Raw genomic sequence first — 22,524 nt, 5'->3', positions numbered from 1 at the left:
CAATCCAAGGTTGTGCGGTGTAAACTGGGACCGCCATGATGATCCGTACCCTCAACATCGCATCGGTCTTCTTCCTGAGCCTGTGACGGCACCGCTTTTCCAAGCGGTTGGAAGACGAATGTGCTGATGGCCGCACGGCCTGACGCATTTCTCCGGACCGAATGAGCCCGACTGTTCTGCTTCGCGCAGACCAATGTCGTTGGCCGAACGATTTGAGGACTTCATGTCACCCTGCGACGACGAACCCGTGCGCGCCCTTGGCGACGCGCAGATACGGCAATTCATCCAGGATGGATTTGTCCGGTTTGAACGGGCCTTTCCCCGGGCGCTTGCCGACCAATGCCGCGCTATCCTGTGGCGCGATCTGCCGTGCGATCCCGCTGATCCGGTGACCTGGACGCGGCCGGTCGTCCGGCTGGGTCACTACGGCGATGAGCCGTTCGAGCAGGCCGCCAACACACCCATGCTCCACGCGGCGTTCGATCAACTGGTCGGCAAGGGGCGCTGGCTCCCACGACCCAACCTCGGAACGTTTCCGGTGCGATTTCCAAGTCCGCACGATCCGGGCGATGCCGGCTGGCATATCGACGCGGGCTTTCGCAGCGTGGCTAGTGATTTCTCGTCCCGGCGGGCGAATGTCACCTCGCGCGGGCGTGCGCTGCTGATGCTGTTTCTGCTCTCCGACGTGGGCGCGTGCGACGCGCCCACGCGCATCAAGGTCGGATCGCATCGTGACATCGCGCGGTCACTCGAACCGGCTGGCGATGCGGGCCTGTCTCACGTCGAGCTCGACCAATTGGGCGCGGCGCTGGACCGTCCCGAGGCGCTGGCGACCGGTGAGGCCGGCACGGTCTATTTGTGCCACCCCTTCCTCGTGCACGCTGCACAGATGCATCGTGGCACGGAGCCGCGCTTTCTGGCGCAGCCTCCGCTCGCGCCAACGGAGCCGTTCAGGCTCGTCCGGGAAGATGGCCGCTATTCGCCGGTCGAAATCGCGATCCGCCTCGCGTTGCAGGAAGGGCGGGGGTGATCGCGATGCGTCTGGTAATCCTTAGCGGAGCGTCCGGCTCCGGAAAAACTGCCATCGCCGAGTCGATCAGGATCAGGCGACCCGATTTGGCCGAAGTGCTGCACTTCGACAGCATTGGCGTGCCTCCGCCTGAAGTCAGACGGGCGTGGGGGCCGGATGGCGCGTGGCAACGCGCGATGACGCTGGCCTGGATGGAGCGGGTCGCGGCGCTGCGTGGCAAACATCACCGGGTGCTGTTCGAAGGGCAAATGCGGCTGGCCTTCGTGCGCGAGGGCTTGCTAGCATTTGGCATCGAGGACGCTCGCGTGATCCTGGTGGATTGCGACGACGCGATCAGGGCGCACCGTCTGATTACGGAGCGTGCGCAGCCTGAACTTGCCAACCCGGAGATGATGAACTGGGCGAGATATCTGCGGAGAGAGGCGAACGAGGCAGGGTATGAAGTGCTCGATACATCCGAGCTTCCGCTTGAGCGCTGCGTCGAGTTGGTCTGCGCACGTTTGACGTCGGCGTAAACACGGTCGTCACGAGGAGCCGGTCATGGCCGGCTGCTTGCGATGACAATCGTTCAGCAGCGCGCCGGCTCGCCGACCATGTCGGGCTGCCGCGTCAGCGACACTGCCGGAGACATCAGGATCACCAGCGCCTGTGCGGCGAAGATCGCAGCCGCGAGATACAGGCAGGCTTCGGCACCATAGAGGCCACCGACGATGGCGCCGAGCGCGGAGCCGAGCGGGCGGGCGCCGTAGCTCATGATGTTGATTGCCGAGACACGGCCGAGCAGCGAGGGCGGTGTCACCGACTGGCGCAGCGTGGTGGTCGAGATCACCCACAGGATCGGGCCGACGCCGAGCAGGAAGAAGCCGAGGCCGGCGAGCAGCGGCGTCGCAAACCAGGTGGTCAGCGCCATCACGAGCGAGGCGACCAGGCCGGTGACGGGGCCGAGCCCGATCACGGTGCCGAACGCCAGCCGCTTCATCACCCGGGTTGCGAACAGCGCGCCGACCACCATGCCGACGCCATACATCGCAAGCGTCGTGCCGACGCCGGTGGCGCTGAGCCCGAGATGGCGCACCGCATAGGGCACGAACACCGCGAGCAGCAGGAAGGATGCGGTGTTGAAGATGAACTGGGTGATGAACACCGGCCGCAGCAGGGCATGATGCATCACGAAGGCCGCACCTTCCCTGATGTCCTGCATCGGATGACGCCGCGGGGCGGGCGCACGCGCCGGCTCGTAGAGACCGGCGAGCAGCACGACCGCGATCGCCGACAGCGCCGCGGCAAAGCCGAACGCAGGCGCAGCGCCGACCCAGCCGACCAGCACGCCGCCGAGTGCCGGTCCGCTGGCAAAGGCGACGGTGCGCGCCAGCTCGATGCGGGCGTTGGCCGCCGGCAATTGCTGTGCTGTCACCAGCGACGGCACCAGCGCAGGGGCGGCGACGCTGTAGGCTACCGTCCCGCAGACCGCGACGAAGCCGAGCAGCGCGAGCAGCGGCAGCGTCATCGCGCCGAACCAGAGCAACACCAGGATCGCAGCAAGCGCTGCTGCGCGCAGCGCTTCGGAGCTTGCCATCACCCAGCGTCGTGACACCCGGTCGGCGAGCAGGCCCGCGGGAATCGCAAACAGGATGAAGGGCAGCGTGAGGGCGGTTTGCAACAGGCCGGTCTGGCCTTCGCCGACGCCGAGCACCAGCACGGCGACGATGGGCGCGGCCGCAAGCGCGATCTGCTCGGCCGATTGCGCGGCGAGGTTGGACCAGGCCAGGCGATTGAAGGTGGCCGGCAGGCGAGGCGTATCGGCAGACATGGCGGAATCCTTAGCAATTCGATCTGTCCATAGTGTGTGGTTGGAAGACGTCCGATCCCACCCGTTTCCCGACAACCCAAAAAGCAAAGGCCCGCCGGAATCGGCGGGCCTTGTCGGTGATATCAAACACGATCGCGTTATTGCGGCGTCGGCGCGAGTTGGCCGGTGATGGTGCCAACCAACGTGGTAGGCCGGCCGTCGTCACCGGTTGCGGGCTCCGCGGCGGCTTCAGCCTTGCGCTGCGCCAGCGCGTTGGTCAGGCTGGTGAGCGCATCGGGGCCGGCCGGGAAGCCCGCCTCCGAGAGGATCTTGTCGATCATCGGCTTGAACGCCGAGACCGACAGCAACTGCGCGGCGAGGCCATCGCCAAGCCCGAGACCACCATTGCCATTGGCATGGCCGTTGCCGCCGCGGCCAAGCATGCTGCCGGTGTCGAAGATCCGGATGTCGGAGATCTTCTCGATCGGCTTCACCGCCTCGGCGAGCGCGCTCGGGATCACGTTGATGCGGGCGACGTTGAGGTCGTAGGCGATCATGTCGGCGCTGAGCTTGTTGCGCGCCTCCGCCTTCATCGTCGCCACTTCCGCCTCGGCCTGGCCGAGCGCCTTGACACCGGCCGCGCGGGTGGTGGCGGCCGCCGCGTCGGCCTTGGCGAGCACGTTGGTGGCTTCCGCCTTGTTGGCGGCGGCCTGGCGTTCGGCTTCGGCCATGACCGTGATCGGCATGGCGTCGGTCTCGGCCGCCTTGCGCGCGGCGATCACGTTGATGATCTTGTCGCGCTCGGCGATCTCGGTGGCGCGCGCGGTGGTGACCTTTTCCTCGGCGGCGATCGCAACCGCCCGCGCGGTCTCGGCGATGGTCTGGGCTTCCGACTGCTCCTTGCTCTTGGCGGCAACCGCGATCGCGCTCTCCTGCGCGACGATCTGGAGGTCGCGCTCCATCTCGGTGTTGCGGCGCTTGACCGCGAGATCGGCCTCGATCTTGCGGGTGTCGCGGGCCTGGTTGGCCTCCGTCTGCTTGTTGGCAACCGCGAGCTCCTGCTGAATGCGGTATTCGGCCTCGTTCTGCAACGCGGTCTGTTCGACCTGCGCCGTCTGCGCGCGCATCGCCGCGGTCTTGTTGGCGATGTCGCGCTGCTGGGCCAGTTCGGCCTCGCGCTTGGTGCTTTCGATCGTCAGCGTGGTCTGCCGCGCCACCAGGTCCTGCTGAGCGATATTGACCTCGGTGGTGCGGACGATCTGGTTGCGCTCCTGTTCACGGTCCTTGGTGATCTTGGTCAGCGTGGTGAGACCGTGCGCGTCGAAGAAGTTGCTCGGGTTGAAATGCTTGATGTCGCTCTGGTCAAGCCGGGTCAGCGACACCGATTCCAGCTCGAGGCCGTTGTTCTGGATGTCGGCGCCGACCGCGTCCTGCACCGCCTTGACGAAGGTCGCCCGCTGCTCCTGCAATTCCTCCAGGTTCATGGTCGCGGCGACCGAGCGCAGGCCGTCGACGAACTTGGCTTCGACCAGTTCGCGCAGCTCGGCGGCGTCGTTGGTGCGGTTGCCGAGGGTCTGCGCGGCCAGCGCGATCGAGGACGAGTCGGGTTTGACGCGCAGGTAGAACTCGGCGCCGATGTCGACGCGCATGCGGTCCTTGGTGATCAGCGAGTCCGGACCGCCGCGCGCGACCTCGAGCCGCAACGTCTTCAGGTTCACCGCGGCGGTGGAATGGAAGATCGGCAGCACCAGTGAGCCGCCGTCAAGCACCACCTTCTGGCCGCCGAGGCCGGTGCGGACGTAGGCCTCGTCGCGCGTCGAGCGCTTGTAGAGCTTTGCAAAGAGCAGACCGATAACGAGAATGGCGATGACGCCAATGGCGACGGGTACAGCAAGTTCCCACATGTGTTATGCCCTGTTGGAAGAGTGTCGTTGTTCGACGAGGTCGGCGGGAGCGGCAATCGCGATGAAGCTCTTGGCATCGCGATCGACCAGCAGCACGCTGGCGCCGACCGGTAGTGCCTCGGACTCCGCGCTGGCACGCGCCGAGACGGTATGCCAATTGCCGAAGACATCCTTGAGACGGACCCTGCCGGGCAGGCCCTGATCGAGCGGGCCGACCGACACGGTTGCGACCTTGCCAACAAAGTCGCTGTCGCTGACAGCATAACTCTCGTCGCGCGGAATGATGCGGGCGAGGCCGCGGCTGGTGTTTCTGATCACCGGGATGCTGCCCGCGGCGGCAACCACTGCGGCAATCGGGGCCGGGATCGCGGCGCCTGCGGCATGCGCCAGGCCCTGAAGCAGGAAGCCTCCGATCGAGAATATGCCGAGTACCAGGATGATCAGGATCAGGAGGGGAAGCCGCCCGGCGTTGATCCAGAGAAACAGGCCACCGAGAGCGTTGTGGCTCTCGGCCTCGACCGCGAAATCCTTGCCGATGAGTTCGCTGATCGAAAGTCCGACCATGGTGGTCAGCAGCTCGATGCCGCCAAGTGCCACCATGATCGCAGCCGCGACCGCGAAGGGCCGCACGTCCGGGGCGAGCAGGATGTCGCCAACTGCACTCATTTGTCTGACTTGATCCTTTCAAGCCGCGCCGCGATTTCCTTTTCGCGGTGCAGGCGATCGAGTTCGTCAAGTTCCTTGTCGCCGAGCACGCTGGAAGCGGGAACACCGGTGACCCGGGCGATCGCTGCCATGGCGCGTTCAGCACTCAATGTATTGGTCGTCGATGCCCCCGGCTGGTTTCGTCCTTGGCTTCACGCAGCAGGCTTTGTTCGAGATCGGTTAATCTATTCTCTGCTTCACGCCGCGCGCCGAGCATGGCCTGTAGCGCCTTGGTCTGCTCATCGATCTGGAGCTCGATGAAATCCATCGCGCGTTCCAGCGCGATCACCTGCGACTCCAGATCAATCTGCCGTGCGACGCCGGCGCGCGCGAGATCCTCGCGATTTTCCGCAAGTGCGAGACGAATCTTCTCGTTCAGGCTGGCCGTTTCGGTATCCAGTTCCTCGCGCCGCTTCTTCAAACGGAATTCTTCGGCGCGCGACTTGCCGAGCGCATAGCGCGCTTCGTCGGCGCCGGCGTCGATCTCGCGGATCGCCTGCTTGACCAGCGCGACCTTGTTGTTGTTCTCGACATTGTCGATGGTCTGGCTCGCGATGGCGGCAAGAAGCCGGCCCATGCGCGCAAGGATGCCTTCGTGAAGCATGGTCTTCTCCTCCGGTGGTGCTGATTTGGATTTGACGGCGATGTGGATTTCGTAGCCGCGGCCATCCGAGATCAAATGCGCCGGGAAGGGGCTTTCCCAGCCCGAGACATATCCCGGCACGTCGAACGGCACCAAGACGCGTCCGCTGACAGTGCTAATGGTCAGTGAAGTTGGGCCCTTGATCGCGAACAACTTGTCGTCGAGCGGTATCCGGCGGACGGCAGTGTCCGCGATGTAGCTGGCGCGGTCGCGCAGGCCGAGTGTCACGAGCCGCGCGGGCAGGCCGGTCTCCTTGCGGATCGTCTCGTAGGCTTGGGCGTGCAACGAGACCAGATTGGCGCCGACCGGCGCGACCTCGGCGAGGATCGCCATCATCCGGTCATAGGCCGCAAAGGTCGCCTCGATGGCCTCGATGCCCGACGGGTCGGGGGCGAGGGCGTAGCGCAGCGTTGCGGTCGGCGTCTCGACGGGCAGCTTGATCATGTTTCTAACGTAAAGCACTTCCTCAGTACTTTACAAGCTGCTCTCCCGGTATCATTTTCGTGAGCCCAGATGCAGTTGCAAGTGAGTTGCAATAACGGGTGACTTGGGCCATCTTGGCAAGATGGATGCCCGGACTCCTGAAATGCCTTCCGTTTCCCTTCCGAATGCCACGTCAGGCGGCTGGCGGGGTGATTCCGGGCATGCCCGCAGCCTGCCGGAGGTGAACGCTACCGTCGCGGTACCGACCTCGGGTGTGTGGTGGCGCCGGCTGCTGGCCTTTGCTGGCCCGGGCTATCTGGTCTCGGTCGGCTACATGGACCCGGGCAACTGGGCCACCGATCTCGCCGGTGGATCGAAGTTTGGCTACACGCTGCTGTCGGTCATCCTGCTCTCCAATCTGATGGCGATCCTGTTGCAGGCGCTTTCGGCGCGGCTCGGTATCGCCACCGATCGCGACCTCGCGCAGGCCTGCCGTGCGACCTATTCGCGACCGGTGAACTTGCTGCTGTGGCTGGCCTGCGAGGCCGCGATCATCGCCTGCGACCTTGCCGAGGTGATCGGCACCGCGATCGCGCTGAAACTGCTGTTCGGCATTCCCCTGATCGGCGGTGCGCTGCTTGCGGCGCTCGACGCGTTCCTGCTGCTGCTCCTGATGAACCGCGGCTTCCGCTTCCTCGAGGCCTTCGTGATCGCGCTGCTGATCGTGATCGCGGTCTGCTTCGCGGTGCAGATCGCCGCTGCCGCGCCGCCGATCGCCGGCGTGCTTGGCGGCTTCATGCCGTCGCGCGAGATCGTCACCAACCCGGAGATGCTCTACATCGCGATCGGCATCATCGGCGCCACCGTGATGCCGCATAACCTCTATCTGCATTCATCGATCGTGCAGACCCGCGCCTATCCGCGCACCGAGGACGGCCGGCGCGACGCGATCAAATGGGCGACCACGGATTCCACCATCGCGCTGATGCTGGCGCTGTTCGTCAACGCCGCGATCCTGGTGCTGGCGGCCGCGACCTTCCACAAGAGCGGCCATTCCGATGTCGCCGAGATCGACCAGGCCTTCGAGCTGCTGTCGCCACTGCTCGGGCTCGGCATCGCCTCGACGCTGTTCGCCGTGGCGCTGCTGGCGTCGGGCCTCAATTCCACGGTGACGGCGACGCTGGCCGGCCAGATCGTGATGCAGGGCTTCCTCGACCTCAAGCTGCCGGACTGGCTGCAACGGCTGGTGACCCGCGGCATCGCGATCATCCCGGTCATCGTGGTTGCCGCGCTCTATGGCGAGAGCGGCACCGCGCAGCTTCTGGTGTTCAGCCAGGTCGTGCTGTCGATGCAGCTGCCGTTCGCGGTGATCCCGCTGGTGCGCTTCGTGTCCGACAAGCGCAAGATGGGCGCGTTCGCGATCTCGATGCCGGTTGCGGTGGCGGCATGGATCGTCGCCGGGCTGATCGTGATCCTGAACGTGAAGCTGCTTTACGATACGCTGCTCGGGACCTAGCTGAGGGCTAGTCCTGCGGTTCTGCCAGCCCTTCGCCAGTGGCGTCGACACGCAGCCAGCCCGATGGGGCGAGCCGCTGTTGCGGCAGGAAGCGGCCCTTGTAGTCCATCTTCTTGGAGCCCTCGATCCAGTAGCCGAGATAGACGTAAGGAAGGCCCTGCCGGCGGGCGCGGGCGATGTGATCGAGGATCATGAAGGTGCCGAGCGAGCGGCTTTCCAGCCCCGGCTCGAAGAACGAATAGACCATCGACAGCCCGTCGCTGAGCACGTCGGTCAGCGCCACCGCCATCAGTTCGTCGCCGCGGCCGGTGATGGCGCTGTCGGCATTGCGCTTGCGGTACTCGATGATCCGGGTCTCGACATGGCTGTCCTCGACCATCATCGCGTAGTCCAGCACCGTCATGTCGGCCATGCCGCCGTTGCGATGGCGGCGGTCGAGATAGGCCCGGAACACCGAATATTGCTCTGACGTCGGCACCGCCGTGCGCTGCTCGCCGATGATGTCGGCGTTGCGGGCCAGCACCTTGCGGAAGTTACGGGAGGGGCGGAATTCGTTGGCGACCACCCGGACCGAGACGCAGGCCCGGCACTGGTCGCAGGCCGGCCGGTAGGCGATCGACTGGCTGCGCCGGAAGCCGCCATGGGTCAGCAAGTCGTTGAGGTCGCCCGCTTTGTCGCCGACCAGGTGCGTGAAAACCTTCCGCTCGTGTCGGCCCGGCAAATACGGGCAGGGCGAGGGCGCCGTCAGATAAAACTGGGGGGTATCACGCGAGTGCTGGGTCACGTCAGATCGTCAGGCTCCACAACTAGACAGGCAGCCAAGCTAGCATCGCCCCCCGGAGGCTAACGGTCAATTGGTTTAGGCGGGCCTAATAGGCCCGCGCCGCCGGAGATATCTGGGTCCGGACCGAACTGTTGATAATGACGGTTCCGAGGATGATGTCGTGCAGCAGCCGGCGGCGGCCGTTGAGCAGCCCGATCAGGAGCACCAGCGGCGATAGGAATGAGACCGTTGCCCAGAACAGCACCGCGTGGATGGCGCCGAGCACGAAATAGCCACGCGCGCCGTACCAGGTGCGCAGTTCCAGATCCATCACGCGCATGCCGATGGTGGCCGAGTGCTGGCCGCCGATCGAGGCGCCGTAATAGACGATGGCCCAGACGATCGAGGCCGGCGAGACCAGCCAGAACAGCGCCCAGCCGAGGCCGAGCGTGACGATGCCGAACACCGCGATGAACAGCACGGCGAGGATCACCGGCGCCGACAGCACGACGAGGTCGATCAGGAAGGCAAAGACACGTCGCGTCAGCACGCCGCGGAACAGATCCGGCTGCATCAACGGATCGAACGCATGCGGGGGAACGCCGCCGTCATTGCGCCAGGCATCATTGCGCCAGTTGCCGCCGTCATTGCCGTAGGACATGACCAACCTCCGATGAAAGTCCCGCGCAGGACATGGGAACAGGAGGCTCGCCTGCCAAGTCCGGCCGAACATTAACTAGCCGAAATGTTCGCAGGAATGATGGCGAATCGGGCGTGGCGAATAGCGAAGAGGGCACGAGGTCGAATCGCCATTCGCAAACGTCAGCTCTCCGCCTTGATCTTCTCGGCGGCCTGTGGGGCGAAATAGGTCAGGATGCCGTCGGCGCCGGCGCGCTTGAAGCCGACCAGGCTTTCCATCATCGCACGCTCGCCGTCGATCCAGCCATTGGCGGCGGCGCCGGCAATCATCGCGTATTCGCCGGACACCTGGTACACGAAGGTCGGCATCGCGAAATGCTCCTTCACGCGGCGGACGATGTCGAGATAGGGCATGCCCGGCTTCACCATCACCATGTCGGCGCCTTCGGCGATGTCGAGCTCGACCTCGCGCAGCGCCTCGTCGGAATTGGCGCTGTCCATCTGGTAGGTGCGCTTGTCGCCGGTCAGCGTCTTGGCCGAGCCGATCGCGTCGCGGAACGGGCCGTAGAAGGCGGAGGCGTATTTCGCCGCGTAGGACATGATCTGGACGTCGCCGAAGCCGTTGTCGTCGAGCGCCTCGCGGATCGCACCGATGCGGCCGTCCATCATGTCCGACGGCGCGATCACGTCGCAGCCGGCCTCGGCCTGGGTGAGCGCCTGCTTCACCAGCACCGCGACGGTCTCGTCGTTGAGGATCCGGCCATCCTCGATCAGCCCGTCATGGCCGTGGCTGGTAAAGGGATCGAGCGCGACGTCACAGAGCACGCCGATATCGGGGAATTCCTTCTTGATCGCGCGCACCGCCTGGCAGACCAGATTGTCGGGATTGAGCGCTTCCGAGCCTTGCTCGTCGCGCAGCGCCGGCTCGGTGAAGGGGAACAGCGCGATGCAGGGGATATTGAGTTTTGCCGCACGCTCGGCATCGCGGACGATCTGGTCGACGGTGAGCCGATCGACGCCCGGCATCGAGGCCACCGGCGTGCGGGTGTTGTGGCCGTCGACCACGAACATCGGCCAGATCAGGTCGTTGGTGGTCAGCACGTTCTCGCGCACCAGGCGGCGCGCCCATTCCGACTTGCGGTTGCGGCGCATCCGGATCGTGAGGTCGAGCGAGGGGGAGGCGAGGGCCTCGGTCTGGCGCCGCGGCGTATCGCGCAGTTCGATCGGGCGGCCGAATTTGATCGCCATGACTTCCTCTCCTCGGGGACGGCTGGTCTGGACCTGATATAAGTCCAGTTCTAGCACCTCGCAGGGACGCCGTCATTGCGCCCGTCGCGCCCTTGATTTGCTGCAACGGCAATTGATTTTACCGCCTTGGCGGGCCAAGACTGCGGCCATGAACCCAAGCTTGCAGCCGTTGCGCGGCGATTCGGATGTCTGACACCTCTGCACGCGATCAGGCGCGCGACAGCGCCATCTCGGTCAGCGCGATCTCGTCCGACCGGATCGAACCGGACGAGAATGTCTGGACGCGCCGTCTCGTCATCTTCCTGCGCATCATGGCCGTCGTGTCGGTCGCCAAGGGCCTCTATCACTGGGCCCAGGTGACGGGCTTCGTCGGCGGCGAGGAGGAGGCCTTCGAGAACCAGTCGATGGCCTGGCAGACCGCGACGGTCTATTTCGCGGTCATCGAACTCGTCGCCGCGGTCGGGCTCTGGCTCGCAACGCCCTGGGGCGCCGTGGTGTGGCTGACCACCGTGGTGTCGATGGCGGTCATCGAGCTGATGTTTCCGAGCATCTATGGCGGCAGCCTCACCGTGGTCGGGCTCGAGGCCTTGATGCTCGCGGCTTACCTCGCGCTGGCCTGGATGTCGGCGCGCGAACGTCCCCCATAGCATCGCGTGCAATGCTCGCCCGATGCACTGTTGCATCGCAGCGACAGCACGACGAATAGCGGGTTGCTGCTGCCAATATAGGGTGGTCGTGCGCGCAACGAGAAGACAGCGCTGCTGGTTCTGCTACGTGGATGCCCATGGATCGCATCCCTTCGAGGCGCCCCGCCACGGGCGCGCCTCTGCGGGACCTGCCGTCGGGACCCATTTTCTCCGGATCTCGGCGCATGCGCCGGCCGGCTTTGCGCTGGCCGACGGCGGAGCCGGTCCATGAGGCGGTCGCGAATGAGGGCCGCCACGCCCATCGCGTGTAGATCCCGCGCTGTCATCCCGAAAAATTTTCGGACAATTCTCCGGTAACCGATCAGTCACCAGTAAGGGTTCCCTCACACCCGTTACGCCACCGTTTCGAATTCGAACGAAGCTGTTTCCGAATGTGACAGGGGTGGCAGACGAAGCGTGAACAGCGGCCCCGCACCGTCAATGAAAAGTTGCGAAAAGCCCTTGATCCATGGGCTTAATCCACGATTCACTGTCTTAAATTCATGATCTCTTTATTCTCTTATTTAAGCGGATATTCAAACGGCCCCCTTACGTTGGACCTATCAGGCGGGACACAAGTTTCGTCGAATAAAGTCGATAAAAACGACAAACAGGGGAAGTGTCATGATGAAAGCCGTTGCGACAACGGCGGCGGACGCCGCCGATCGCGCTGCCGGTCAAGCTCCGGTGCAGCCGCTCTATCTCGAAGCCCTGACTTTGGTGGAGCGGCTGCATCGCCGGCTCCTCGACGTCATCAAGGACGAGTTCGATCGTCGTGGCCGCGCCGACATCAATTCGGTGCAGGCGCTGCTCCTGTACAACATCGGTGACAAGGAACTGACCGCCGGCGAGCTGCGCACCCGCGGCTACTATCTCGGCTCCAACGTCTCCTACAATCTGAAGAAGCTCGTCGAGCTCGGCTTCCTCGATCATCAGCGCTCGCGCGTCGATCGCCGCTCGGTTCGCATCCGTCTGACCCCGCAGGGCCAGGAAGTGCGCAAGATCGTCGATGCGCTCTATCAGAAGCACGTCAAGACGGTGGAGCAGGTCGGCGGCATCTCGAACGAGGAGTTCGCGAGCCTCAACAAGTCGCTGCATCGCCTCGAGCGGTTCTGGACCGACCAGATCCTGTATCGCCTCTGAGCCGTCCTTTCTTCGCCTGATGGCCAAGCCGGCCGCTTCAGAAGACCGGCAGCCCCTCCAGTAGCGCATCGGTCATGCCCGACCGATGCGTTTTTCATGCTGCATCTGCGAAAATAAGTCGGCTCCGACGAGGAACCAACGTGTTCCCTGCGCTTTATCTGTTGCCCGGCGCGATGAGACCCGATCCGGATCTCATCGCGTTCGGTTGCTTTTATTTGGACGCGTTTTCTTCACGCGAACCGGTACCCACTTCGCTTGAAAACGCTCTGATAGAGAGACAGGACATGCTGGTCGAACGCGGGGTCGAGGTGCTGAACGTCGAGGTCGTCGGTGACGCCTACGCGATCGCCTCGAACTATCTGCGCAAATCCGGCGTCATCCCCGACACTTTCGCCACCAATGAGCGCCTGCTCGGCATCATCGTGAAGCTGTTCCAGCGCGGTGAACTGAATCGCCTCCGCCTCGCCAACAGGGCGATCGCGAAATTCGAGGCCGAGACGCTGGTGGTCGCCTGAGCGTCAACCCGGAGACTTCAATGGAAGCCGCTATCGATCGCATCATGCAGACATACGATCTGCTGCTCAACCGCACGTCCGCCGCGAGCGACGAAGCGCGGGCGAAGGTGACGGAGTACGTGCAGACGCTGTTCGAGGCCGGCGAGCGCGATACCCACAGGTTGACGGTGTGCGGACTGACGTATTTGCGCCAGCTCGACGGCAGCACCGACCATGTCAAGGCCGGCTATACCGGGCTGTAGGGCCGCCGCGGCAGGCGGCCGACCATTTGTGGTTATGGGTCCCGGCCTTCGCCGGGACACTGAGTATGCTGCGTCGCTTGCAGAACACATCTCCGCATGCTCGCGACAGGATTTGCCCGAGCTTTGCGCCTCGCTCCGTCTGATTTTCCGATAAGCAGAATATTTTTGAAAAGAGGGCTTCCGCCGTCGGGCAGCTCAATGCCAAGGGAGACTTCCATTCTCTCGTCATTTCGCCCGGCCGGGTGTCAGGTGGCGCCGGACACGGCAATTCACGTGACCCGCCCGCAATATTCTCATGAAAAGGCGGTCTGTTGAAAAGATCACGGCGCCCACTAAAGTGGCGTCTATTGCCGTCACCGCTTACCCGATCGACCTCGAATGCTTGCGCCCTCTAGTCCAATCGAAGATGATGCCCGCCTTGCCGTGCTCGAGCGCTATCAGGTTATCGAGACGCCGCCTGAAGCCGTTTTTGACGATATCGTCTCGCTCGCCAAGGGTATCTGCGATACGCCGATCGCGCTGGTGAGCCTCGTTGAACGTGACAGGCAATGGTTCAAGGCCTGCATTGGGCTCGGGATCACGGAAACGCCGCTCGACCAATCGGTCTGTGCGCATGCGGTGGTTCAGCGATCGACCCTCATCATTCCGGACCTCACCCTCGACGATCGCACCAGGGACAACCCGCTGGTGATCGGAGAACCCTGGCTGCGCTTCTATGCTGGCGCCTTGCTGACCTCTCCGGAAGGAGCCGTCCTCGGAACGCTGTGCGTGATCGATGACAAGCCGCGGCCGGGTGGACTCACTGCACCTCAGACGGCTGCGATCGAAGCGCTGGCACGGCAGGTGATGGCACTGCTCAATCTGCGTCGCGGCGTCGATATCCGTGACGACGTCCTGGTTGCGCAACAGCAGTCACAAAGAGCAATCGAAACGCGGGCCCGCGCTAGCGAAACCCTCAATCAGCGACTTCAGGCGGAAGGTGTCCGCCAGCAGCAAGCGCAGGAGGCAGGCCAGATCGGCACCTTCGACGTCGATATTGCAACCGATACCATCCGGTTGTCGGCCGAAAGCTGCAAGATTTTCGGTGTTCAGGAACAGGAACTCCACAAAGTTTCCGACCTGGAGATGCTGGTGCTTGCCGCGGATGCAAAACTGGCGTCGAACGCGGAGATGCGCCGCGATGGCTCCGCCGTTTCCGTGGCGGTGTATCGGATCAAGCGTGCCGGCGACGGTGCCGTACGCTGGGTCGAGCGGCGGGGAAACTTCGTGTATGGCGCGGACGGCGAGCCACGTCGCTTTACCGGAACGCATCAGGACGTCACCGAGCGAAAATTGGCGGAGCAGCGGCAGGCCGCGCTTCTCAAGCTCGGTGATGATATTCGCGACGCCACCACGACGGCAGCGATCATCGCCACCGCATCGCGCGCGCTCGGCGAAACGCTCAGGGTCGCGCGTGCCGGCTACGCGGCTGTCGACGCCGCCGCCGATACTTTCGACGTCGAACGCGACTGGACTGGATCGAACGTCGCCAGCATCACCGGACAATTGGCGCTGTCGAAGTTCAAAGCGACGATCGATCGAATCCGTTATGGCGATACTCTTGCCGTCGCCAACATCCGCTCCGCAGGTTGGCTCGAAGCCGACCTTGCAACCTATCGGGACATCGGGGTCCAGGCGCAGATCGTCGTACCCCTGCTCAGGTCCAGTGAACTGGTTGGGTTGATGTTTGCTCACAGCGCAGAGCCACGCACCTGGAATCAGCAGGAGCTGGATTTTACCTATGCTGTGGCCGACCGCACCTATGCGGGTCTTGCCAAGGTGCAGGCCGAGGCCCAGCAGCGCCTGCTCAATCAGGAACTCAGCCACCGATTGAAGAATACCCTTGCATTGGTCCAGGCGATCGCTGCCCAGACGCTGAAGCACGCGGCCGACAAGGAGGCGGTAAACGGATTCAGGCAGCGCCTGTTGGCGTTGAGCAAGGCGCACGATGTCCTGCTGCAACAGAGCTGGTCCGCGGCGCGCATCAAAACGCTCGTGGCAAGCGTGCTGTCCTTGCACGTGGATTCGGCGCGACTGGCAATCGATGGTCCCGATATCCTGCTTGGACCAAAAGCCGTGCTGTCGCTGTCGTTGCTTTTGCACGAACTTGCCACAAACGCGGTCAAGCATGGCTCGTTGTCGATCGAGCGAGGAAGAGTCACGTTGACCTGGTGGATCGACCATGCCGCACCGAAGCCGGCGGTCGTCCTGACGTGGAAGGAGACCGGCGGGCCTCCAGCCACGAAGCCGGCTGTCGAAGGCATGGGCTCGCGCATAATTCGCATGGGCCTTGCAGGAACCGGTGAGAGCATGCTGGATTATACGTCTTCGGGCTTTATCGCTGAGTTTCGTGCGCCTCTTGCACTCGTGACCGAGAACTAAGGCATGATCCGGAAGGCGTGAAGCGGCTTTTCTTGCCACCAGCGCGGCGTTTGCGCCGACAATATGCAAAGGAGCCGCAACGGCCATGCCGATTCAATCTTGTCTCGTCGCGCTCTAGTGGCGCAGCATGAAGCAGTGGCGCAGCATGAAGCGAGGGCGTTCCTCTGAAAAAGTGGCGGCGCGGGTTCTCGTTTGTATCGTCGAGGACGAGCCGCTGCTTCTGATTGCAGCCGCGGATTTCCTTTCTGATGCCGGGTTTGACACGCTCGAAGCCAGCAATGCCGACCAGGCGATTGCCTTGCTGCAACAGCGCGACGACATTGCCGTGGTGGTGACGGATTTCGACATGCCGGGATCAATGGACGGCTTGAAGCTTGCGTTGGCCATTCGCGAACGATGGCCGCCCGTCGAGATTATCGTGGTCTCTGCGGAGATCGCGCTGACACCCGAACAACTGCCCGTCCGCGGCCGGTTCCTCGCCAAGCCCTATGATCCGGATCACCTGGTGGGCATGATCAGGGCATTTGCTGCAACCGCCTAGTTCATATTGCGCTCGGCTGTCGGCAAGGCCGCACCAGGTGCGTGAAGTCGGTGCCTTGTCTTGTTGCAACACGACGCGCCGCAGCGTCCGTTCGTCCGGTCATTCCTGGCGTTCGACGGAATTGAACGTGGCGAGCCGTAGCCGTTCCGATCGCGTCCGGGAAGTTGAGCGCGTGAACGCGCACCGTCGCACGTGTGCCGGAGCCCCACGATCGGGTGAATCGGGTAATTCTCCGCGAGGTTCTTGCTTCAGCGAGTTGAGCCATCCCACGAAGTCACGGTGCGAACTCTGCCTGGACCTCGCCGAGCAGCGCCAAGCCACCCAGCCGACCCAGTTCGTCCGAACATTTCGCGCTCTTGCCATAGCAGCCGAAGGCGACGGTCACGCGTTGCGACAGCGGACCGATGCAGGGAAGGCCGGTCTTGCCGAACGTGGTCATGCAAGGCACGACGCGACGCTCCTCGACATCAAGGCCGGGAATGCGCGTGCGGATCTGCTGCTCCAGCCGATCGGCCACTGCGATCGAGCCACCTGATCTGAACCAGTCCTTGATGTCAGTCTCGTTCTCGAGCGCAACGTCGACCGGATCACCGCCGAGCTTCAGCCAATTTTGACCGTCCGGGTAGGGGATTGGCGGCAGGATGTAGGGATTGTCGCCCTTGGGCCCGAAACAGCGCATCGACGGCATGTCGGCCAGGCGTCGAACCTCCGCCGTGCCGAGCCGGAACAGCGCCGCGGTGCGGGCATAGACCGTGAAACCCAATGATCGACCGAGCAGTGACTGGGTATGTCCGCCTGTTGCGACGAGAACGCGTTCGGCCTCGACACTGCCCGATGCGGTCCGGATTGTCACGCCAGCGCCGTTCTCTGAAATTCCGACGGCGGCTTCGGCGACGATCCTGGCGCCGGCGCGCTCAGCGGCGATCGTCTGCGCCCGGACCAGGCGACGCGGGCTGATATGTCCGGCGTCGCGCGGTTCGAAATAGCCGCGCATTCCGGCCGTCAGGCCGAGAAACGGAAATCGCTTCGCAAGCCCCGCATCATCGTACGCCTCAACCGGGATGCCGGCCTCCGCGGTGATCTTGCCGACCGCGGCGACGTCCGCGCCGTCGCGGGGGCCGACGTGAAGCACGCCGACCTCGCGGTAGAAGTCGACGCCGCTTTCCGCGGAAATCTCGCTATAGCGTGAAATCGCCGCGCTGTTGGCCTGTCGCCAGAACGGGTGCGCGTCGAAACGGCGCGTGATGCGGCCCTCGTCGTAGTGGCTGCCGAAAACCCCGCCATGGCGCGCAAAGTCGGCCGGCTCGTCGGGCCCGATCAGCGCCACTTCGTGGCCCATCTTGCTCAGATGGCGCGCCGCCGCGGCGCCGATCAGGCCACGTCCGACCACCGCAAGTTTCATTGCTCTATGGACGCTCACGACAAACGCCTCTTGCTTGATTGCATTCGAGTGCATCGCTCGCGAAGCGCCCCGCGACTCGGCGAGGGCGCTTGCGAGTTGCCTTGATGCCATTCAATAATCTGTTGCCTGGCCGCGCAACTCTCCTCTGGCCGCAGCGTGGCATTTTTTCCTCACATATCGGTTGGCTTGGTATTGGTATGATATTTCGATTGAAACATCATACATCCCCGGGTACCGTTTTCCCGCCGGGTCAAACAAAGCTGCTGAATTCAAGTAGCGTCATGCGGGGGCATGAAGTTGCGTTACGTTTCGTCGCGTCTGTTTCTCATCTCGGCATCCATGATCGCCTTGGTCTGTCCGGTCCACGGACAGACCGCAACAACGCAGGCAGGTCCCGAACGGCTTCCGGCCGTCACGGTGACGCCACCCGAGGCGAGGCCGAAGCGCGCTCCGCGTAGTCCGCAGCGCGATTGGCGCAGAGCCAATGCGCCGCGATCGCAACTGGCGGCGAGGCGGCCTCTGCCGGTGCCGGCATCGCCCGGCCCGGGAGCGTTTTCGTCGTCCCCCGGGCGCGGCGAGGTGTCGAGTGCGGTCACGGCACTGCCTGCCGCCGTCACTGTCGTTGATGCTCCGACGATCACACGCATGCCGGTGGCAAGTTACGGCGATCTGTTCCGGTCGCTACCCGGTTTCGATATCTCGAACTATGGGCAGGGCGGCATCGGCTACGGCCTGTCGATGCGCGGTTACACCGACGGGGAGCATGGGCGCGACATCGCCTACTTCATCGACGGCGTGCCGTTGAACGAAGTGTCATCGCTGCACACGCCGAACTATGCCGATCTCAACATCCTGCTGCCCGAGACGGTCAAGCGGATCGAGGTGGTGCGAGGGCCGTTCTCTGTCGAATACGGCGATTCCAATCTCGGCGGCTCGGTCAACATCGTCACCAAGGAGTCCGAGCCGTTCGCGACCGTCGGGGTCTCCGGCGGCACCCAGGGCACGATTCGCGGTGTCGGCACCTACAGCACCACCCAAGGCGCTTGGTTGCCGTATCTCGCGCTCGAGGGCTACCACACCGACGGCTATCGCGATAACAGCTTCGTCGACCGCTACAATTCCTTCAACAAGGTGACCACGACGCTGCCCGACGGCGCGACCGTCTCGTTCCGGGCGCAGGCCTATGGCACCGAATTCGGCGCGCCCGGCTATGCCAACCGCGACGCCATCGAGGCGGGGCTGATCTCGGAGAAGTCGGCGACCAATCCGACCGATGGCGGCAACAAGCAATTGCAGAATTTCGTCATGAACTATTCGGCGGGCGCCACGGACCAGGAACTGAAGGGCGCGCTGTTTCTCAGTCACGACTACTTCAACCGTTACGCCGATTTCGGCGGCGGGCAGCGTTGGCAGCACGATGACCGCACCATGGCGGGCGGACGGGTCAGCAAGGTCTGGACCGGCGCCATCGGCGATGACATTCCGGTTCAGGTGCTGGTCGGCAGCAACTGGCGTACCGACGTGATCAATGCCTACCAGGCGCCGACGACGGCGCGAACGGTGACGGGCGCGCCGGTTGTCAATCTGGGGCTGACCGAGACCAATCTCGCCGCGTTCGGCCAAGTGCAGGTCAAGCCGCTGCCGTGGCTGAAGTTCACCGCCGGCGGACGTTTCGACCAGTTCATCTATGACATCAATGACCGGATCACGCCGGGCGGCACGCCGGATATCTCCAACGGCATCACCAGCCCGAAAGTCGGCGTCGCGATCACGCCGGTGAGTTGGCTGGAAGTCTTCGCCAATTACGGACAGGGTTTCCGCAGCATCGACGTCCCGCTGGAACTGATCGGCAATCCCGGCTTGCAGCCGTTCAAGATCGCGAGCGCGGAGGCGGGCGGTCAGCTGACCTTCAGCCGTTTCCGTTTCCTCGGCAGCTATTGGACCACCGAGTCGGAGAACGAGTCCTTTCAGGCCGCACCGGGATTGCCGGTGACATTCCTGGGGCGAACGCGCCGTGAGGGATTCGATCTCGACGGACGCTATTATGTCGTGAAGCAGGGGGCGGACAGCGTCTCACTGTTTGCCAATTACAGCGGCGTCGAGGCCGTCATTCTGGGAACGCCGTTCACGGAATACGTTCCGAGCGTTCCGAAATACGTCGCCAATCTCGGCATCGATTTCGACGTCGCGACCGTCAATGCGCAGCGGCTGTCAGGCTCAGCCTATGTGACCTTCGTCGGCAAGAAATACATGACCCAGGATGGCCAGATCACGACTTCGCCGTACCAGCGCGTCACTGGCAAGCTCGCCTATTCATGGCCGGAGGGCTGGTCCGCTTTCACGCAGGCCACATGGTATCCGGGCGACCGCCTGAGCGAGGTCGCGTTCAATTTCGGCGATGCGGTGACCGCGACATCGGCCGACATCTTTGTCAGCCCTCAGCCACGGCTGGTCGTGCTGGGGGGACTGTCCTATCGCTTCCCGACCGTGTTTGCTGCTAGCGCTCCCGCAATGGTGACGAAATGAAAACTGCTCTGCTTTTGGTTCTGGGCGCCGGCCTTGGCTTCGCGTCGGTGCAATCGGCATTTGCGCATGACGTGTGGCTCACCGTCGGCGGCAAGGCTTCGAACCGCCGTGCCGTCGTCAACTATGGTCACCCCGACGACCGTCCGCCCGCGGTCGCCGACAAGATCGTCGACCTCGTCGCGATCAACGCCAAAGGCCGCGTCTCGCTGCTCGCCGGCATCGAACCGAAATCCGAGAAGGGCATTCTGGTGGTCGAAACCAAGCCGTTCGCCGACGACACACACATGCTGCTGGCGGCGCGGTACGACAACGGCTTCTGGGTAAAGTTGCCGGACGGTTCCTATCGCAACGCCACGCGGCGACTGGTTCCCGACGCCGCTGACAGCATGTGGTCGGTGAAGTTCGCCAAGGCGCTGACCGGCTCCGGGGCGCCCTGGGACACAGTCCTGGGCCAGGAGCTCGAAATCGTCCCGCTCTCGGACCCGGCGAAGACCGGCATTGGGCAGACGCTTCACCTCAAGGTGCTGTTTCACGGCAAGCCGCTCGCGGGCGCGGAGGTCGAACGCGGGGACGGGGTGACGGCGGTCGCGGAAAAGGATATTCCGCGGTTCTCCACGGATGCGGACGGCGTCGCCGCGGTGCCGCTGGTCAAGGCCGGTCCGCATCTGCTGGTGATCGATCACAAGGTGACGCCGTCGGCTTCGCCCGATCAGGCCAATGCGGACCTCTACAATGCCACTCTCTGGTTTAACGTTGCCAAGTGATGACTGAACAGTTCGGGGCCGGAGCCGATGAACGACGCCCGCTGGCCTTCCGGGTCTTCGACGACGCACCCGCGGACGCCCGGACGAAGTCATACCTGCTCGGCGCGCTTCTGATACTGGTGAATGTCGCGGTCTGGCTGTGGGCCTATCTCAGCTTCCGCGACTATCCGTTGCTGCTTGGAACGGCATCGCTGGCCTACACGCTCGGGCTGCGCCATGCCGTCGATCCCGACCATATCGCGGCGATCGATAACGTCACCCGCAAGCTGATGCAGGAGGGCAAGCGCCCGGTCGCGGTCGGGATGTTCTTTGCGTTGGGCCACTCGACGGTCGTCGTTGCGGCATCGCTGCTGGTCGCACTGTCGGTCGGCGCCCTCGAAGCCAGGTTCGAAGGCTTCAAGGAATACGGGGGCGTGATCGGGACAGGAGTTTCGGCGGCGTTCCTGCTGCTGATCGCGCTCATCAACACGATGATCCTGATCTCGGTGTATCGCGCCTTCCAGGCTTCCCGGCGCGGTGACCATGTCACCGAGGAGGAACTACAGAACGTGCTGAACCAGCGCGGCTTCCTCGCCCGCATGCTGCGCTCGCTGTTCGCCCTCATCACCAGGAGCTGGCAGATGTATCCGCTCGGCTTCCTGTTCGGCCTCGGCTTCGATACCGCGAGCGAAATCGGCTTGCTGGGGATCGCGGCGGCGCAAGGCTCCGCCGGCTTGCCGGTGTGGTCGATCCTGGTATTCCCGGCGTTGTTCACCGCCGGCATGTCGCTGATCGACACCGCCGACGGGATCATCATGGTGCAGGCCTATGGCTGGGCGTTTCGGCAGCCGGTGCGCAAGCTCTACTACAATCTGACCATGACGCTGATCTCCATCGTCGTGGCCCTGCTGATCGGCGGCATCGAGGCGCTCGGCCTGATTGCCGGCAAGCTCGACCTGCATGGGCCATTCTGGGATCTTGTCGGCCGCATCAGCGACGACTTCAGTCTCCTCGGATACCTCATCGTCGGCGTATTCATCGCGGCGTGGCTGATTTCGATGCTGGTGTTCCGGCTGGCACGGCTCGATCAGGTCGAAGGCCAGGGCAGTAGCGGCTGACGCGCTCGCAACGGCCAAAGGCAGGCTGGGACAATTCGTCATATGGCCGTCGTGCAACACTGTTGCGCGATCGATGGAATCTGTCGCCGAGCAATTTTGACTCGCTGTTGCGCTGTGATACGCGTGAAGCGGGGTATGAGATGAGGCGGTTCGTTCTCAGGCAGCGTGTGGGCAGGGCGGCGGCGTTTGTCGCAGCGTACGCGCTTGTCCTCAACGTCATCCTCTCGAGCCTCCTCGTCGCCAGCATATCGCCTGCGGCCGCAGCAGCCGGCCAGATCCTCTGCATCAACAGCGCCGACGCCGGCGTCGCCCACGATGACGCCGGCAAGAGCGGGCGTAGCGGCGCGATCCATTGTCCGCTGTGCATCGGCCATCACGTCACCGGCGCGCTGCCGCCGCCGGCGTTCGCGCTCGGCGCTCGGCTGCCAGTCGCGGTCGCGACGATCCGTGCGTTCGAGGCGCGGTTCGTTGCACGGTTCCGATCCCACGATCATCAATCCCGCGGACCTCCGGCACTGACCTGACTG

21 protein-coding genes and 1 pseudogene are annotated in these 22,524 nt (G+C 63.9%); 13 read left to right on the top strand and 9 right to left on the bottom strand.

The annotated features are described in order from the left end of the window. The first annotated feature begins 193 nt into the window (after positions 1 to 193). On the top strand, positions 194 to 1,030 hold the full coding sequence (locus CWS35_RS26790) for a phytanoyl-CoA dioxygenase (RefSeq protein WP_245438679.1): 837 nt from the start codon (positions 194 to 196) through the stop codon (positions 1,028 to 1,030). Between the two features lie 5 nt (positions 1,031 to 1,035). Continuing rightward, the gene (locus CWS35_RS26785; protein WP_100956681.1) at positions 1,036 to 1,545 is read left to right on the top strand and encodes a hypothetical protein; all 510 of its coding nucleotides are present in this window, start codon (positions 1,036 to 1,038) and stop codon (positions 1,543 to 1,545) included. A gap of 53 nt (positions 1,546 to 1,598) precedes the next feature. Here the strand turns inward: CWS35_RS26785 and CWS35_RS26780 are convergent, their stop codons facing one another. From CWS35_RS26780 to CWS35_RS26765, 4 genes and pseudogenes are all read right to left on the bottom strand, one after another. Next, entirely contained in the window at positions 1,599 to 2,840 is a 1,242-nt protein-coding gene (locus tag CWS35_RS26780; protein WP_100954723.1) for an MFS transporter, read from the bottom strand. Between the two features lie 137 nt (positions 2,841 to 2,977). Further along, a complete protein-coding gene (locus tag CWS35_RS26775) occupies positions 2,978 to 4,723 on the bottom strand; it encodes a flotillin family protein (RefSeq protein ID WP_100954721.1) in 1,746 nt (581 codons plus the stop codon). Between the two features lie 3 nt (positions 4,724 to 4,726). Beyond that, positions 4,727 to 5,389, bottom strand: a complete 663-nt coding sequence (locus CWS35_RS26770; RefSeq protein ID WP_100954719.1) for an OB-fold-containig protein — start codon at positions 5,387 to 5,389, stop codon at positions 4,727 to 4,729. Continuing rightward, positions 5,386 to 6,515 (bottom strand): annotated as a pseudogene (locus CWS35_RS26765) (PspA/IM30 family protein). Before CWS35_RS26765 ends, CWS35_RS26770 begins: the two are co-directional and overlap by 4 nt. A 121-nt stretch (positions 6,516 to 6,636) precedes the next feature. Here CWS35_RS26765 and CWS35_RS26760 point away from each other — a divergent pair. After that, positions 6,637 to 8,010 carry an Nramp family divalent metal transporter gene (locus CWS35_RS26760; protein ID WP_024583353.1) on the top strand — a complete coding sequence of 458 codons (1,374 nt, stop codon included), beginning with the start codon at positions 6,637 to 6,639 and terminating at the stop codon, positions 8,008 to 8,010. Positions 8,011 to 8,017: 7 nt separating this feature from the next. Here CWS35_RS26760 and CWS35_RS26755 read toward each other — a convergent pair whose 3' ends face one another. The 3 genes from CWS35_RS26755 to hemB all read right to left on the bottom strand — a co-directional run bounded on the left by CWS35_RS26755 (position 8,018) and on the right by hemB (position 10,660). Further along, the gene (locus CWS35_RS26755; protein WP_024583354.1) at positions 8,018 to 8,794 is read right to left on the bottom strand and encodes an arginyltransferase; all 777 of its coding nucleotides are present in this window, start codon (positions 8,792 to 8,794) and stop codon (positions 8,018 to 8,020) included. Positions 8,795 to 8,879: 85 nt separating this feature from the next. Further along, entirely contained in the window at positions 8,880 to 9,434 is a 555-nt protein-coding gene (locus CWS35_RS26750) for an RDD family protein (protein ID WP_100954717.1), read from the bottom strand. 161 nt (positions 9,435 to 9,595) lie between these two features. Continuing rightward, positions 9,596 to 10,660: a porphobilinogen synthase gene (gene hemB, locus CWS35_RS26745; protein ID WP_100954715.1), complete on the bottom strand. Its 1,065-nt coding sequence runs from the start codon at positions 10,658 to 10,660 to the stop codon at positions 9,596 to 9,598. Positions 10,661 to 10,845: 185 nt separating this feature from the next. On the opposite strand from hemB, the gene CWS35_RS26740 reads away from it, so the two are divergent. The 6 genes from CWS35_RS26740 (at position 10,846) to CWS35_RS26715 (ending at position 16,208) form a co-directional block, all read left to right on the top strand. Then, positions 10,846 to 11,307, top strand: coding sequence for a DUF6163 family protein (locus tag CWS35_RS26740; RefSeq protein WP_024583357.1), 462 nt, complete (start codon positions 10,846 to 10,848; stop codon positions 11,305 to 11,307). Positions 11,308 to 11,970: 663 nt separating this feature from the next. Then, complete coding sequence (gene ldtR, locus CWS35_RS26735) at positions 11,971 to 12,489, top strand: transcriptional regulator LdtR (protein ID WP_024583358.1); 519 nt, start codon at positions 11,971 to 11,973, stop codon at positions 12,487 to 12,489. Positions 12,490 to 12,773: 284 nt separating this feature from the next. Then, entirely contained in the window at positions 12,774 to 13,004 is a 231-nt protein-coding gene (locus CWS35_RS26730) for a hypothetical protein (RefSeq protein WP_024583359.1), read from the top strand. Between the two features lie 20 nt (positions 13,005 to 13,024). Then, positions 13,025 to 13,246: a hypothetical protein gene (locus CWS35_RS26725; RefSeq protein ID WP_021078384.1), complete on the top strand. Its 222-nt coding sequence runs from the start codon at positions 13,025 to 13,027 to the stop codon at positions 13,244 to 13,246. A gap of 378 nt (positions 13,247 to 13,624) precedes the next feature. Continuing rightward, the gene (locus CWS35_RS26720) at positions 13,625 to 15,667 is read left to right on the top strand and encodes an HWE histidine kinase domain-containing protein (protein ID WP_100954713.1); all 2,043 of its coding nucleotides are present in this window, start codon (positions 13,625 to 13,627) and stop codon (positions 15,665 to 15,667) included. Positions 15,668 to 15,794: 127 nt separating this feature from the next. Beyond that, the gene (locus CWS35_RS26715) at positions 15,795 to 16,208 is read left to right on the top strand and encodes a response regulator (protein WP_245438677.1); all 414 of its coding nucleotides are present in this window, start codon (positions 15,795 to 15,797) and stop codon (positions 16,206 to 16,208) included. Between the two features lie 274 nt (positions 16,209 to 16,482). On the opposite strand, the gene CWS35_RS26710 is transcribed toward CWS35_RS26715, so the two are convergent. Next, positions 16,483 to 17,610 carry an FAD-binding oxidoreductase gene (locus tag CWS35_RS26710; protein ID WP_100954711.1) on the bottom strand — a complete coding sequence of 376 codons (1,128 nt, stop codon included), beginning with the start codon at positions 17,608 to 17,610 and terminating at the stop codon, positions 16,483 to 16,485. A 302-nt stretch (positions 17,611 to 17,912) separates the two neighbouring features. After that, positions 17,913 to 18,206: a hypothetical protein gene (locus CWS35_RS39660; RefSeq protein WP_168226237.1), complete on the bottom strand. Its 294-nt coding sequence runs from the start codon at positions 18,204 to 18,206 to the stop codon at positions 17,913 to 17,915. On the opposite strand from CWS35_RS39660, the gene CWS35_RS26705 reads away from it, so the two are divergent. The 4 genes from CWS35_RS26705 (at position 18,136) to CWS35_RS26690 (ending at position 22,521) form a co-directional block, all read left to right on the top strand. Beyond that, the gene (locus tag CWS35_RS26705; protein ID WP_371682802.1) at positions 18,136 to 20,136 is read left to right on the top strand and encodes a TonB-dependent receptor; all 2,001 of its coding nucleotides are present in this window, start codon (positions 18,136 to 18,138) and stop codon (positions 20,134 to 20,136) included. The two genes, CWS35_RS39660 and CWS35_RS26705, sit on opposite strands and share 71 nt — an antisense overlap. After that, the gene (locus CWS35_RS26700) at positions 20,133 to 20,900 is read left to right on the top strand and encodes a DUF4198 domain-containing protein (RefSeq protein WP_100954707.1); all 768 of its coding nucleotides are present in this window, start codon (positions 20,133 to 20,135) and stop codon (positions 20,898 to 20,900) included. The genes CWS35_RS26705 and CWS35_RS26700 overlap by 4 nt, the downstream gene beginning before the upstream one ends. After that, on the top strand, positions 20,900 to 21,997 hold the full coding sequence (locus CWS35_RS26695; protein WP_100954705.1) for a HoxN/HupN/NixA family nickel/cobalt transporter: 1,098 nt from the start codon (positions 20,900 to 20,902) through the stop codon (positions 21,995 to 21,997). Before CWS35_RS26700 ends, CWS35_RS26695 begins: the two co-directional genes overlap by 1 nt. Positions 21,998 to 22,137: 140 nt before the next feature. Continuing rightward, positions 22,138 to 22,521 (top strand): DUF2946 family protein, encoded by a 384-nt coding sequence (locus CWS35_RS26690; protein ID WP_024583365.1) that lies wholly within the window; start codon positions 22,138 to 22,140, stop codon positions 22,519 to 22,521. Positions 22,522 to 22,524 lie beyond the last annotated feature (3 nt).

It is taken from the genome of Bradyrhizobium sp. SK17 (assembly GCF_002831585.1).
In the GTDB taxonomy this organism is placed as follows: domain Bacteria; phylum Pseudomonadota; class Alphaproteobacteria; order Rhizobiales; family Xanthobacteraceae; genus Bradyrhizobium.
Note: the sequence above shows the minus strand (reverse complement) of the source record. Positions and strands in the feature narration are given on the sequence as shown.